This window comes from Rhodopirellula europaea 6C (assembly GCF_000338295.1).
GTDB lineage: Bacteria > Planctomycetota > Planctomycetia > Pirellulales > Pirellulaceae > Rhodopirellula > Rhodopirellula europaea.
Genome location: NZ_ANMO01000103.1, coordinates 30384 through 44675 on the forward strand (window position 1 = coordinate 30384; position 14292 = coordinate 44675).

Below are 14292 nucleotides of genomic sequence, written 5' to 3' on the forward strand. Positions count from 1 at the left end.
TCGGCAATCCAGCATTTTCGTTCTGTCGAACGCGAAGTTTTGGTTAAACTTAATTGAGCGAGCGATCGAGCGGGGGATACCTTCGCCACTTCGCTCACTTCCTTTGAAAGGCGTCTCTTCCACCGAGATGTTCAGCAACGGACTTGTCTTCTAGCGGGATTTCTTTCCACACGCCATGGCTTCGATCACATCGGAACGATTTGTCGAGATGGTTGCACGTAGCAACTTGGTCGACGAAGCCACGCAGGAACGGTTCCTGAAAAAGGTCCGAGAGAAGTGTGAAGGGAATTTGCCGGCCAGTTCGAAGAAGCTTGCGTTGGCCTACAAGAAAGCCGGCCTGCTGACGGATTGGCACATCGACAAGTTGTTCACCGGGAAGTACAAGGGTTTCTTCCTGGGCAAATACAAACTGCTCGGTCACATCGGTTCGGGCGGGATGAGCAGCGTCTATCTGGCCGAGCACATCGGATTGGGCGACAAACGCGCGATCAAGGTGTTGCCGAAGAAACGCGTCAACGATGCCTCCTATCTGGCCCGCTTCAAACTGGAAGCGAAAGCGATCGCATCGCTGAACCACCCGAACATTGTGTTGGCGCACGACATCGACAATGACGGCGACGTTCACTACATCGTGATGGAGTACGTCGACGGGGTGGATTTGCAGGTGTTGGTCCGGCGAGACGGACCGCTGGATTTTTCAACCGCCGCCGAACTCATCTCTCAAGCCGCTCGCGGATTGGCTCACGCTCACAATCGCGGCGTGGTGCATCGAGATGTGAAACCAGCCAATTTGTTGATTGATAGCGATGGCCGGGTGCGGTTGCTGGACATGGGATTGGCGTTGGTTTCGAAAACGGGCGACGACGAATCATTGACCGTCGCCAACAACGAAAACGTTCTCGGCACGGCCGACTACTTGGCGCCCGAGCAAGCCCTGAACAGTCACACGGTCGACCACCGAGTCGACATATACGGTCTTGGGTGCACGTTGTATTTCTTGTTGACCGGTCGTCCTCCGTTTGCAGAAGGCACGCTCGCCCAGCGGATCGCGAAGCATCAAAACGAAATGCCGAAGGCGATCCGGGAACTGCGACCGGAATGCCCCGGCGAACTCGAAGGCATCGTGGTGAAGATGATCCAAAAGGATCCTCGGTATCGCTATCAAAACGCCACCGACGTGGCCGAGGTTCTGGAAAAATTCGCTGCCGCGGTACCCAAGGGCGAAGCGGTTCGAGTCGGACTGGGCGAAGGCCCGGACGAAGACAGCAGTTTGTCTTCAATGGATTTCGACAGCAGCTCGGGATCGATGGTCACGCAGTCCAATCAAGACACTCTGACGAACAAAAACGACGACACGCTGGCGAGCAGTCGTTCGAAGCTCATCCGAGAGCAGAACCAAGCGGCCAGCGAGAGCGGTCGGTTGGTGAAGGTCGGTTCGATGGGAACACCCGCCGACATGTTGGAGGGAAGTTTCCTCGATTTGGAAGTCGAGTCAGGGTACAAGGGACCGACGGCGCGGGCTCCCAGTTCAGGAAGTCGGCGTGGGGTTGGCTCGGGAATCGATCGCGGCAAGCCTTCAGATAATCGCACGCAAATCGCTGATAACCGGAGCAAGGGCATCGATCCGGTCTTGTTGGGCACCGTGGTGACTTCGCTTTTCGTCGCCGCATTGGCACTGGGATATTTTCTCGCGAAAGTGACGTCTTGACTGTAGTTCTTGATCGGCCCTACGAATTTGTCCCGCCCTATCGCGGAAATCTTTGGCCCACCGCGATTCAAAGCTTTCGCTTGATCGATTGGCACCTTCGGACGAAGGAGGCTGTTCTTGGTGGCGAGTGTCGCAATGCTGAACGGTTCGCTGAATCGTTGAATGCCGGTCACGGGATCATTCTCGCGCCCAACCACTGCCGCTACGCTGATCCAATCGTGCTGGGGTGGTTGGCTCGTCAGGTTCGCACGCATCTGTACGCGATGGCGTCTTGGCATTTGTTCAACACGAACAAGTTTGAGCAGTTTGCACTTCGTCGGATGGGTGCCTTCAGCGTCTTTCGCGAAGGCAACGATCGCAAGGCATTGGAAACAGCGATCGATATCTTGGTCAGTGGTGAACGACCTTTGGTGTTGTTCCCCGAAGGTACGACCAATCGAACCAACGACATTCTGAAACCGTTGCTCGACGGCGTTTCGTTCATCGCTCGATCCGCTGCGAAGAAACGAGCCAAGCAAGAGAAGGGGCAGGTTGTCATTCATCCGGTTGGATTGAAGTACCTGTGTCTGGAAGACGCTCACGAGTGGGCTCACGTGCAACTGGCCGAACTCGAGCGAACTCTGAGTTGGCAACCGGCCTCAGAAGCGGGATCGATCGAGAAACTGATCGAGCGATTGCTGCGAGTTTCGCAGGCCTATTTGGCACTCAAGGAGATCGAATTCACCGGGCACGCGTCTTCGGGCGAACTCAGTCCTCGACGAGATCGGCTGATTGAGCAGTTGCTTGTGCAGGCGGAAGAACGGTATAGCTTGGAGGCGAAGCCCACCGAGGATGTGCGGGAACGGGTGCGTAAGATTCGCTCCGCGGTGTCCGCCACTTACTTTGCGACCGATGATGCGGATCGTGACCCTGCGACTTTTCGTCGCGACGCGGAACGCGCGGACCTGGCACAGTTTCTCCTTTCGTTTCCCGATGAATACTTGTCACCGGGGCAAATCACTGACACTCGCATTGTGGAAACGATTCAACGCATCCAAGAAGCGATTTTTGGCAAGGCGAAGGAGTCTCTTCCGATGAAGGTTGTCATCGATGTCGGAGAAGCCATTCCAGTTCCGGTCGGTCGTCCACCACGCGGTGAAGCGGATCCGGTGCTTTGCCAATTGCGGGAACAACTGCATACAATGGTGACATCGTTGTCCCAAGAGGCCAAATTATTGGCCTGAGTCGCACTTCAACTCATCTCACGCCAAAACGATCATGCCGTCCAACTATCTTCGTAGCCTAAAATCCTTTTCATCTTTGGCCGGGGCCTTCACGATTGCGGCAGGTTCGGTGTTCATCAGCGGTTGTAGCGAACCGAAACCGATGACGTTCGAGCCCAATCTCGTGCATGCTATGAAGTACGAATTGAAGGAAGGCATCGAAATGGAACAGGCTTCCAAAGATGCTTTTTGGATCGTGACCGAAATGTTTGGGACCCCGGAACAACCCAAGTTGCCTGAGGTCGCGATGGAAGACGAAGACTTCGCATCACTTGTGTCGCTGGACAACCTGATGATGGCATCCGGGCCTGCTGACGCAGAAGGCCGCGGGCTTTATCAAAGACACTGTGCCATTTGTCACGGTATCAGTGGTGATGGACGCGGTTCGTCTTCTGCAATTTTGAACCCGTATCCTCGCGATTACCGGAAGGGTGTTTTTAAGTTCAAATCGACCGAACGAGGTGAGAAACCCACGCGAGAAGACTTGGCCAAGCTGATTAAAAATGGCATCCAAGGCTCCGCGATGGTTGCTCTACCAAAGCTGACCGATGAACAGGTCGAAGCTCACATCGGCAAAGCGATCGAGACGCTCAGCGACGACGAAATCGAAGCTGTCAACGAAGAAGTGATCAATCAACAAACCGAAGCCTTGACTGATTATGTGATTTATCTTTCTTGGCGAGGTGAGTTGGAGCGAACTCTGATCGATGACGCGATCTTCGAGTTGGATCTGGAGGGCGGTGATCGAATCATCAACCCTGCTCACAGGAACTCCACTGACGAAGAAGAAAAAGAACTGTTCGAAGAAGGTTGGGAAATTGCCGAAGACTACGCCCTGGAGATTGCGGACGCTTGGTTGGCCGCCCCCGATATGGTCGTGGAAGTTCCGGAGCCGCCGAATGATCTACCGGTTGCGGATAATTACGAGCAATTCGTCGCTTTCCAAGACGGGGAGCAAGCCGAGGCATTGGCTGATTCGGTCAAGCGAGGGAAAGAGCTGTTTGTTGGCAAGATCGCGTTGTGCAGCAAGTGCCACGGCGTCAATGGATTGGGCGATGGCCAGACGACCGATTTCGACGATTGGACAAAGGAATGGACGCTCGGAATTGGCATCAAACCTGAGAACCGCGACGCACTGATTCCATTGTTGGCTCGAGGAGCGTTGCCGCCCATCAATGCCAAACCACGAAACTTCGCCACGGGATTGTTCCACGGTGGTGGAACGGCCAACGATTTGTACATCCGAATCACGCAAGGCATTGAAGGTTCACCGATGCCAGCAGCCACGTTCGTTGAGGGCGAGTTTGAAGAAGACGACGTGTGGCACCTGATCAATTACTTGCGTTCGTTGCAGACGCCTCCGGATCCCGAAGAAGAATCCGCCGAAGAACCCAAGCCAACCGAAGTCGCCGCTCGGTAAGCTTCGAGGCGAGCGTCAACTCACGTAGCCGGATTCGCCAAGAATTCGGTTCTCATGTCGCGTCCGTCCGAATTCTTGGCGAATTCGGCTACGGCAATCGAAGGTCCGGTTCCCACCGGACAACTCTCCACGCGTAGGTCTCCACGCGTAGGCCAGGTCATCACCTGGCATTTCAGCCGATGCTTTGGAACAAAGCGAGGCGAACCATTTGGGACGCGAACGTCCGATTGGAACCGGACCGACGTCTAATTCAAGGCTTCTGAGAAGGCTTGTTTGAGCCTTGCCGCGGCGTCGCCAGCTTGATCACTTTGGATGACCACGTTCACTTGAAGTTCGCTCGTCGCGATCATTTCAACGTTGATCCCGGCGTTTGCCAATTGTTCAAACAGCACAGTGCCGACTTGCGTGTGGCTTCGCAATCCGATTCCACTGACGCTGAGTTTGGTGATTCCGGATGCACCGCGGACATCTCGCATCGAGTGCTTGCCGCAAATCTCGCGAGCAACCTTTTCTGCGGAATCCAAGTCGGCTTGTTCGACCGTGAAGCTGACGCTCGTGCTTCCGTCTTCACCGTCGTAGCCTTGCACGATCATGTCGACGAAGATTCCGGCTTCGCCGATCTGTTCGAACATGTCCGCTGCCACGCCGACTTGGTCGGGCACACCATCCAGAGTCACTCGGGCTTGAGCAGGAACGATCGATATGTCGGTGAGTGTCAGAGCTTCCAATGCATCGTTTTGCAGACGTGCGACAACATCGGCCACATCGGCTTCTTTCGCGTTGCTTGCCTTGATTTCGTTCCACGTTTTCGCGTCACTTGGACGTTGGTCCAACGAGAACGCTTCGTGAACTGCCCGCAAGGCTTGGTTTGCTTGGTCGCGAGGGACCAAGCACGAGATTTTGATCTCGCTGGTCGTGATCATGTGAATGTTCACGTCGGCTTCGGCCAAAGCACGGAACATGCTGGCGGCGACTGCCTTTTGATGAGCCATGCCCAAACCAACGACGCTGACCTTCGAAACTTGATCGTCGTGAGTGACTCCATCGGCACCGAGTGAATCCAGGATGCCCTCGAGTGCAGTGAGCGTCTTTTTCAGTTCGCCACCGGCGACGGTGAACGAGACATCGGCTTTGCCCGATGTGCCAACGTTTTGGACGACCATGTCCACGGCGACTTTCTGAGCAGCGATCGCCGAGAAGATTTTCTGGCTCATGCCGGGAACATCCGGGACACCCAGCACGGTCACGCGAGCTTCGTCGCGGGTGAGCGCTGCGCCCGACACCGGAGCCGTTTCCGATTCGGGTTGGGCAACGATCATCGTGCCGTCTTGGTCCGAAAAACTGCTGCGGACATGAATTGGCACTTCGAACTTCTTGGCAAATTCGATTGAGCGGGAGTGCATCACTCCGGCGCCCAGAGAAGCCAGTTCCAGCATCTCGTCGTAGCTGATCACGTCGACCCGACGTGCCTCGGCCAATAGTCGCGGGTCCGTTGTGTAGACCCCGTCGACGTCGGTGTTGATTTCACAAGCGTCCGCACCCAGAACCGCGGCAAGGGCCACCGCCGTGGTGTCGCTTCCGCCTCGTCCGAGCGTCGTGATGTTCAAATCATCGTCGATGCCTTGGAAACCCGCCGCAACGACGATATTGCCGGCGTCGAGTAAACGCTCGATGCGACCGGTGTCAATCGATTGAATGCGAGCTTTGCTGAAGCTGTTATCGGTCTTCAGTCCGATTTGGCCGCCGGTCAGACTGACCGCTTGGGAACCCATGCTGTGGATCGCCATCGCGACCAACGCCACGCTGACTTGTTCGCCCGTGCTGAGCAACATATCCATTTCGCGCGCCGGTGGTTCATCACTGATTTGCGATGCCAGATCCAACAACGTGTCAGTGTTCTTGCCCATCGCGCTGACGACCATCACGACTCGATGGCCGGCTTTTTGAGCACGAATTGCCTTCCGAGCCGCGGCACGAATCTTTTCGGTGTCGGCGACGGACGTGCCGCCAAATTTTTGAACGATCAGGGACATGGAAATGTCGAAGCGAAACGGAAGGAAGCGGAGTGGGGAAGTGGATAGGCAATCAATGTGCCCTTGAATCTGATGGATCAGCCTTTTTGAATGTAGGCGTCCATCATGGTCCAACCGGGATCGAACACCCATCCCGATGCGTTGGCGGAGATCTCGTCAAAGGTTGTCGCCGAATCAGATTCGATGCCGGTGCCGGCCATGGTCAGTGGCACCGGGCCGTGTGTGTGTTTCTTGGTTCGGCAGAACGTCGGGTGATCAGGCAAGATCAACATGCGGTGTTCGTCGTGCTTGGAGAGGGCTTCCCAGAGCGGAGCGACGATTTGCTGGTCGATTTGCTGCAACGCTTCGATCTTGGCTTCGACGTTGCCTTCGTGAGACGCTTCGTCAGGAGCTTCGATGTGGACGCAAACAAAATCATAGTCAGCGAGGGCTTGGATTGCCGCTTCGCCTTTGCCTGCATAATTCGTATCAAGGTATCCGGTGGCTCCTTCGACTTCGATTCGAGGCCAACCGGCCAAAGCACCGATCCCGCGAAGCAGGTCGACTGCCGTGATCATCACGCCGCGAATCCCGTAGCGTTCTTCAAACGTCGACAATTTGGGGGCACCGCCAGAGCTCCACAGCCAAACGTGAGTCGCGACGTCTTTGCCGGCCGCTTTGCGAGCGATGTTGATTGGGTGTTTGGCCAGGATCTCAGCCGACGCGTTCATCAGATCGACCAAAATCTGGCTGCCGGGACCACGCGGGAAATCGTCCATCACACTCAGGTCGGTCAAGTCGTGCGGAGCGCTCGACCGCGTCGCGTTGGTGAATGGCGATGGATGATCCGCCTCTCCGCGATATAGCATCAAATTGCGATAGCTGACTCCAGGGACAAATTCCAAACGGCCGGCCAAATCGCTGTCGCTGAGCGGTCCGTTTTCGCTGAACAGTTCCTTCGACAGATCTTCCAGCAACGTCGTCGCTTCCTCGGTGCTGATGTGATCGGCGGTGAAGTCGATCATCGTCTGGTCGCGAATCGTTACCAAATTGCATCTTACGGCGCAATCGTGAGGCCCCAGCTCGATGCCTTGGGCAGCGGCTTCCAAAGGAGCTCGGCCAGTGAAGCAAATGTTCGGATCGTATCCCAACAGGCACAGGTTGGCGATTTCGCTGCCGGCGGGAAAGTCGATCGGCGTGTTGTCGGTTACCCCGACGCGGCCCAGCGAAGCGATTTTGTCCATCGCAGGCAAATTCGCGGCTTGCAGCGGTGTGCGTCCGTTCAGAGATTCGAGGGGTTCGTCGGCACAGCCGTCGGGAATGATCAGAACATATTTCATGGCGAAGGCTCCGCCTGGGTGGTCGAAAGAATTGCGGCAGTTTCGTTGAACGCCCGCAAAAACGAAAGGGCCCGACGGAAACCGGCGTCCCAAGAACCGTCAAAATCGATTCGATTGCCACCATCGTTGACTTTGAACTGATCGATGCAGACTGCCATACAGAAGAGCGGACTTTGATCGGGCCGACAAAAATTGGTGGTTGAGAGGGAGGGGCTGACCCATCCTTAAGCGGACAAAGAGATCCTTTTCGTTCCCGGTCCAATTTCAAACGATGCATTCTGCCCCATCCCCATCGGATTCCGACTCGGCGATTGGCCCATTTTCAGGTCATTTTCCGCCCGAACATGCCTGGGACAATCCGACCGTTCAGGATTACTGGGAAGAACCAGCCTTACCAACGTTGCCCGCCGTTCGATCTTCGTTGGAGGTTCGGCAGCTAGCGCGTGCGGTTCGCAAAGGTCGCGATGTGTCTTTCGGTGGTTTCTCGCCAGCAGATTTCGAACGAGAAACGCTAGAAGGTGAAACGGTCGAAACGCCGTCTACCCTGAAACCGCATCGCCGGATTCTAGAACTGGATGCGTTGCGTGCGATGGCGGCCATCAACTTGGTGTTGTTCCACTTCACGCACGTGTATGCGGTCAAGTTTGGCTTTTCCAGTCCGCTGGGCGGGGAATGGCCCTATGGTGCCTACGGCGTCGAGCTGTTCTTCATTCTCAGCGGGTTTGTCAACAGCATGTCGCTGATGCGTCGTGGCAAGCCAGTTGATTTTGTGGCTGCTCGATTGATTCGAATCGTGCCATTGTTCTTGATGGTGATCTTCGCGAACCTTTGGATCGTGACGTTTGCTCCGTTGAACGGCCAACCGGTTTCAACGCAGCAGTTCCTGGCCAATCTGACTTTGATGCCACGTGTCTTTGGCTACGAATGCATTGATCCCGTGATGTGGACCTTGCAAGTCGAGATGATGTTCTACTTCGTCTTGGTGACGCTGTTTTGCAAAGGCTACTTGCAGCGGTACTTCGTCGGTTGGGGATCGTTGTTGGCCGCTTCGTTGGTGTTGTGTCCCGCATTGGATGCTGCCCAAGCCAGCTATGGACACACGTCGTTGTTTGCTGCATTGTCCGCGGTCAGGCACTTATTGGTGCTCGACTTCGTTCCATTGTTCGCGATCGGGTTCTTGCTCTACATGATCAAGACCGGAGTGGGACCAAAGTGGAAGAACTTGCTGGGCATTGTTGTCGCCGCGGGCGTTTTCCACAGCATCGATCACGGCAAGCACAACCCTGCCGCGACGGCCTTGATTATCGGTCTGGTAACCATGGCCGCTTACGGAAAGATTCCTGTCCTGCGATTGAAACCGTTCGTGACCATCAGTGCGATCTCGTACGCGTTGTATCTGTGTCACAACAACCTCGGCTGCGTGTTGCTGAACACATTCGATCAAGCCGGCCTGCCACCATTGGTTTGTTTGGCGATCGTGATCGTGTTCTCGTTCGCTCTGGCGTTGGTGATCACGAACCGGATCGAGCAACCCATCACGAAGGCTCTTCGTCGGCTGTACGCCAACGTGTCCGCTCGCGTCCGCCGCCCAGCGGTCGCCGAAGCGGTCGCTGGCTGAGTTGCGTTCCATTTCGCAACCATATCTCGGCGTTTCACCATCGCCATGTGAGACATGGCCTACAGGGCATCACTTGACGACCAGGTTCACCATTCGGCCGGGGACGGCGATCGTTTTGACAACCTTCTTGTCGCCGATCGCGTTTTGAACCGCCGCATCCGCCAGTGCTGCTTCGCCCATCTCGTTCGGCTTCGCATCAGGTGACAACGAGATCTTCGCTTTCACCTTGCCGTTGATCTGAACCGGGATCTCGATGCTGGCCTGAACCAAAGCGGCTTCGTCCCACTCCGGCCAAGGCTGCAGCGAAATCGATTCATTGTGACCGAGATGCTTCCACAGTTCTTCGCACATGTGAGGTGCGTAGGGAGCCAGCAAGATCAGGAACGATTCCATCGCTTCACGAGGCCGCGTTTCGCAGCGTGTGAAGTGATTGGTGAATTCCATCATCTTTGCAATCGCGGTGTTGAAGCTCATCGCTTCGTTGTCTTCGGTCACCTTGCGAATCGTTTGATGCAGCACGCGAAGTTGCTCTTCATCGCAAGCCGTGTCCACCACCGCATCGGAAAGCTTCAGCTCGTCTTCGGGCTCATCGATGATCATCCGCCAGACGCGATCGAGGAAGCTGCGCACGCCGCCGACGCCGTTCATTGCCCAAGGCTTGGTCGCCTCCAACGGGCCCATGAACATCTCGTACAAACGCAGCGAATCTGCGCCATAATCGCGAACGACTGAGTCTGGGTTGACGACGTTGCCGCGGCTTTTACTCATCTTGAATGCGCGGCTGACGACCTTGATCGAGGCGTCGGATGCCAAGACAAAACCTTCGCCTTTCTTGACGACTTGTTCTTCCGTCAACGCAACAATCTCGACTGGTTCGCCGGTGGCTTTGTGGACGCGATTGCCCTCAGAGTCTTTCTTGACGTCTTTCGTGGAAACATGTTTGCCGGACGGATCCACAAAGCTGGTGAATTCGACTTCGCCGAGAATCATGCCTTGGTTGACCAGTTTGCCAAACGGTTCCGGGCAAGTCACATGGCCGCGATCAAACAGGACTTTGTGCCAGAACCGTGAGTACAACAAGTGCAACACAGCGTGCTCGGCACCACCGACGTACAAGTCGACCGGCATCCAATCCTTTTCCTTTTGCGGATCGATCAATGCATCGCTGTTCTTAGGGTCGATGTACCGCAAGTAGTACCAGCACGAACCAGCCCACTGAGGCATCGTGTTGGTTTCGCGGCGATAGCGTTTGCCGTCGAGCTCCACGATCAACCAATCGTCGTCGGCTTTCGCGAGCGGTGGCTCGGGCCGCCCGTGCGGTTTGAAGTCCGCGAGTTCCGGCAACGTCACGGGCAATTGATCATCGGGAACCAAGCGACGCACGCCGGTTGCGTTGCCTTCGGAATCAATTTCGTGCAAGACGGGAAACGGCTCGCCCCAGAAACGTTGACGGCTGAACAACCAATCACGCAGCTTGTAATTGACGGCTTCGCAGGCCAAGCCTTGTCGGGCCAATTCCGCGGTCAAAGCGGCTTTGACTTCCGCGGTCGTTTTGCCATCGTACTCGCCGCTGTTGATCGCAACGCCTTCCGCGGCGAAGCAGGCTTTGCCAGCCAAGATCTCTACGCGTTGCTTGTGATCCGCTGGTGGATCGACGACCGGGATGACAGGCAAGTCAAACGCCACGGCGAATTCAAAATCGCGTTCGTCGTGAGCAGGGACGGCCATGATCGCGCCCGTTCCATATCCTGCCAACACATAGTCCGCGACCCAAATCGGGATGCTGCGTCCGTCGGCAGGGTTGATCGCGTGCGAGCCCGTGAAGACGCCCGTCTTGGCTCGATCGCCATCGGTTCGTTCGCGGTCACTTTTGAACGAAGCCTTTTCGCGATAGGCGTCGACTTCGTCTTTCTGTTCGGGTTTGACCAACACGTCGATCAATGGGTGTTCCGGCGCGACGACCATGTAGGTCGCTCCGAACAAGGTGTCGGGACGTGTCGTGTAAACGCGCAAGCAATCCTTGCCGGGATCGGTCGGAAAGCCTTCTGTTTCGCGAGCTCGTTTGAACGCAACAAACGGCCCGGTGTCGTCGCCCGCGGCACCGCGTTGCAAGTAGAAGTCGACTTCGCCACCGGTGCTGCGGCCAATCCAATCGGACTGCAATTTCTTGATGCCGGTTGGCCAATCGAGGTCGTCCAAGCCTTCCAACAAACGTTCGGCGTAATCAGTGATCCGCAACATCCATTGCCGCAGTGGAATCCGTTTGACCGGGTGCCCGCCCACTTCACTTTTGCCATCGACCACTTCTTCGTTGGCCAACACCGTGCCGAGTTTCGGGCACCAGTTCACCAAGGCGTCATCGAGGTAAGCCAACCGCTTCGAATCGCGGTACTGCTCGATTGCCAACTCACCTTCCGCGGCGACTTCGGCAGGGATCGGCAACTCCGAGATCGGTCGGCCTTTTTGTTGGTCGTGGTCGAACCAGGTGTCGTACAACACGCCGAAAATCCACTGCGTCCAGCGGAAGTACTCTTCGTCGGTGGTTGCCAAGACTCGGTCCCAGTCGTAGCTGAAACCGAGCATCTTCAATTGGCGAGTGAAGTTGTCGATGTTGCGTTGAGTTTGAACGCGAGGGTGCTCGCCCGTCTTGATCGCATGCTCTTCGGCGGGCAATCCAAACGCGTCGAATCCCATCGGGTGCAAGACCGATTCCCCGCGAGCTCGTGCGAATCGCGAAACGATGTCGGTTGCCGTGTAGCCTTCCGGGTGCCCGACGTGCAAACCGTCGCCGCTGGGGTAGGGGAACATGTCCAGCACGTAACGTTTCTTTTCACCGACCTTTTCGGGCGTGGCGAAAGTGTGGTGTTCGTCCCAGTAGGCTTGCCAGCGAGGTTCGATTTCGTTGGGGTTGTAGCGGACCATGTCGTCTTAGCGATGCGGGGAAGGGCAGGGCAGAGCGGGGCAGGGCACTTGCAAAGAAAATGCGACCACTCCGCGTTGCAAACAGGTTCCCTCAGAGGGCGTTTTCGGGCAAGCGGTCTGGTGCGCGAGCCGCGAGGGATGAGAGCTGAACGCCGCACGTGGGGTTCGCTGGATTGCCCGGTTCTCGGCGTTTCAGGCGATGCCGATCGCGCGGACCAGCACCAGCACGCTCGCCGCGACCACCAGGCTCACGGCAGTCGTTCGCCGCAGCCAAACTCCGGCGGGCTGACTCACCGCGACCCACTCGGCTCGAAACGCCATGTCAGTCCAGTCAGATTTCGAACCGTCGGCGGGTTCCGCTCTTTGGTCGCCGATGCCGAGTGAGGCCAGTTCCAACCGACGAACCGGGCAGGCCTCGAGCCAGGTCCAGGCTGTGATCGCAACCATCAGAGCCACGCCGATTGCCCAAGCCCAGGCCCGAGCCGGCCAAGACACGGGAAGCGTGTTCACCTCGATGGATTTCGCGAACATCGCGATCCGATCCACGTTCGCTCGCTCATAGCCCGCCAACCATTCATTGGTGCGTGCCGTTTCGCTCTGCCAGAACGCGGCCCACTTGGATGCGTTTTCAGACTCATTGGAGGACGGATCGGAAGGCGTGTGGCTAGCCAATCGTAGCGGTGACTCCGAGGCATTCTCGTTGGACGCGACTCGGTCCTGTTCGGCTTTTGCGTAGAAGGCCGCCACTTCGCTTCGCCAACGCACCCATCCCACATTGGCAGATGCTTTGGGTTGTTGAGCGTCCAATAGTCGTTTGCGAAATCCGTCCACGTTGTCGCTTGCAACGATGCGGTGCGACCATTCGGTAGCGTTGGGTTCGCCCGCAGACATTTCGTTGCGAAGCGCCCGCGGATAAGAAACCCGATGCTGGGTTGGCTGCGGTGGCCACATCGCCATGACCAACGTGAAACTGGCGATCGAGGTGACCGCGATGCCGACGAGCGGGTTGCGTGTTAGGATTCTCAATGCAGCGAACTTGCCAGACACGAAACGATGCCACTGAAAATGCGAGGGATCGGCGTTTTGAACGTGCCCGAAGATCTCGAGACCGTCCATCAAGTTGATCGGTCAGTTCCACTTCGGTGATCCAGGAAACTTGAGACGATTGTGACAACCTTGCCTCCCGTCGGTCCCAGCGATCCCCCCACCACGCCGTCATCTCGGGCTCCGTTCGCAATCAAAATTTGCGGCATGCGAAGCGTGCAAGATGTGCGATCCGTTTCCGAGGCCGGAGCGGACGCGGTGGGATTGAACTTCTACGAACCCAGCGTCCGGTCGCTCAACCCCGATGCGCAGGAAACGTCTCAGATCAACGCCGCAGCCCGCGATGCTGGACTGACGCGAGTCGGATTGTTCGTCAACCATGACTTGGATTTCATCCAACGGGTAGCGAGCACGTTGCAGCTCGATTGGATTCAGCTGCACGGTGATGAACCTGTGTCGCTGGCCGAGAATTTGGTGCGGACTGGCCAGCGTATCTTGCGAGCCATTCGGTTGCCCCGCGGGAAACTCATGCCGGGGCAGATTGATGATGTCATCGGCAAGTGGAATGACCTGGATGTTTCGTACCTGCTCGATGCTGACGCGGGAGCCTCGTTCGGAGGAGGCGGCCAGCCGTTGGATTGGCCGAGCATACGAGCGTGGGCGGATCGCCGCGGTGAGTCGGCGGCCGGATGGGTGTTGGCCGGCGGTCTGAATCCTCAGAACGTCGCGGAGGCGATTCAGGTCAGCGAGGCGACCAGCGTCGACGTTGCCAGTGGTGTGGAGCAGCCCAAAGGTCGCAAAAACGCCGAGAAAATCCGCCAATTCGTCGCAGCCGCCCGGCCCGGCGAAGCGGCTCGATGAATCCAGGGTGACTGGGCGTTGACGCCGGACAGATTTGTGCCAAACTTTCCCGTCCAGCAAAGACCAACACAGCTCGCGGCCGTGGCGGAACTGGCAGACGCGCTA

The 14292-nt window shown here is 56.8% G+C and carries 9 protein-coding genes; 5 read left to right on the forward strand and 4 right to left on the reverse strand.

The genetic code is table 11. The features are described 5' to 3' along the window. Positions 1–208 precede the first annotated feature (208 nt). From RE6C_RS10050 to RE6C_RS10060, 3 genes are read left to right on the forward strand one after another with little or no spacing between them, the layout of a single operon-like run. A complete protein-coding gene (locus tag RE6C_RS10050; RefSeq protein WP_236618079.1) occupies positions 209–1708 on the forward strand; it encodes a serine/threonine protein kinase in 1500 nt (499 codons plus the stop codon). After that, positions 1705–2931: a lysophospholipid acyltransferase family protein gene (locus RE6C_RS10055; RefSeq protein ID WP_008656241.1), complete on the forward strand. Its 1227-nt coding sequence runs from the start codon at positions 1705–1707 to the stop codon at positions 2929–2931. Before RE6C_RS10050 ends, RE6C_RS10055 begins: the two co-directional genes overlap by 4 nt. Before the next feature lie 34 nt (positions 2932–2965). Continuing rightward, positions 2966–4390 (forward strand): c-type cytochrome, encoded by a 1425-nt coding sequence (locus RE6C_RS10060; RefSeq protein ID WP_008656243.1) that lies wholly within the window; start codon positions 2966–2968, stop codon positions 4388–4390. A gap of 245 nt (positions 4391–4635) precedes the next feature. On the opposite strand, the gene RE6C_RS10070 is transcribed toward RE6C_RS10060, so the two are convergent. After that, positions 4636–6423, reverse strand: a complete 1788-nt coding sequence (locus RE6C_RS10070; protein ID WP_008656244.1) for an aspartate kinase — start codon at positions 6421–6423, stop codon at positions 4636–4638. 77 nt (positions 6424–6500) lie between these two features. Next, the gene (locus RE6C_RS10075; protein WP_008656245.1) at positions 6501–7742 is read right to left on the reverse strand and encodes a cofactor-independent phosphoglycerate mutase; all 1242 of its coding nucleotides are present in this window, start codon (positions 7740–7742) and stop codon (positions 6501–6503) included. 271 nt (positions 7743–8013) lie between these two features. Here RE6C_RS10075 and RE6C_RS10080 point away from each other — a divergent pair, with 271 nt between their 5' ends. Further along, positions 8014–9360: an acyltransferase family protein gene (locus tag RE6C_RS10080; protein WP_008656247.1), complete on the forward strand. Its 1347-nt coding sequence runs from the start codon at positions 8014–8016 to the stop codon at positions 9358–9360. A 69-nt stretch (positions 9361–9429) separates the two neighbouring features. On the opposite strand, the gene leuS is transcribed toward RE6C_RS10080, so the two are convergent. Together leuS and RE6C_RS10090 are read right to left on the reverse strand one after the other, a co-directional pair. Next, positions 9430–12282, reverse strand: a complete 2853-nt coding sequence (leuS, locus tag RE6C_RS10085; protein ID WP_008656248.1) for a leucine--tRNA ligase — start codon at positions 12280–12282, stop codon at positions 9430–9432. Between the two features lie 192 nt (positions 12283–12474). Continuing rightward, positions 12475–13398 carry a hypothetical protein gene (locus RE6C_RS10090; RefSeq protein ID WP_008656249.1) on the reverse strand — a complete coding sequence of 308 codons (924 nt, stop codon included), beginning with the start codon at positions 13396–13398 and terminating at the stop codon, positions 12475–12477. A gap of 135 nt (positions 13399–13533) precedes the next feature. Between RE6C_RS10090 and RE6C_RS10095 the strand changes: the two genes are divergently transcribed. Next, positions 13534–14187, forward strand: a complete 654-nt coding sequence (locus RE6C_RS10095; RefSeq protein ID WP_008656250.1) for a phosphoribosylanthranilate isomerase — start codon at positions 13534–13536, stop codon at positions 14185–14187. Positions 14188–14292: the final 105 nt, after the last annotated feature.